Genomic DNA, 482 nt, shown 5'->3' with positions numbered 1-482 from the left:
ATTCTATTGTGCCTGCAAACTTTTTTGCGCAGAAAGCTTTGACGGGCTTAAATTCGATACAGATAAGTATGTTTGTGTCAATTAGATAGCGCATAACAGTTACTTCATTACGGCTTTATAATCCAGAATTTCGCCACACCCATTGGGATATTTTTCCCAATACTCTGCAATTTTCGACTTTCTCACAGGAGCACTTGTTGTGCTATCATTCACATTTACGGTTGTTTCCATATTTTTATTTATTTAAAATTGTTTCACCCCGCAAAGGTAATGCAAATTTTGAATTGGCAATTGTTTTTAGCATTTTTTTCAAAAATTTCGAATAAAAATTCACACGCCCTACATACTAAACGATGCAAATTGCCGTTAATACTTGTGGTGCAATAAAATTGATTGATATGAAGAAAAAAATGTTTTTTGCCTTTTCGCTTTTGTCGTGCATGGTTGTGCAGGCTGCTGACGGTGTGGTTATGACGGTGAAC

The 482-nt window shown here is 35.7% G+C and carries 1 protein-coding gene; it reads right to left on the bottom strand.

From position 1 onward, the window contains the following. Window positions 1-99 precede the first annotated feature (99 nt). Window positions 100-231, bottom strand: a complete 132-nt coding sequence (locus ASC50_RS07610) for a hypothetical protein (protein ID WP_262482197.1) — start codon at window positions 229-231, stop codon at window positions 100-102. Between the last annotated feature and the right edge of the window lie 251 nt (window positions 232-482).

The sequence above is a fragment of the Candidatus Symbiothrix dinenymphae genome (genome assembly GCF_001431085.1).
This window is presented reverse-complemented; position numbering and strand designations above follow the sequence as displayed.

Coding starts and splice junctions, on each gene's coding strand:
- ASC50_RS07610 (WP_262482197.1), bottom strand. CDS start 231: ATGGAAACAACCGTAAATGTGAATGATAGCACAACAAGTGCTCCTGTG.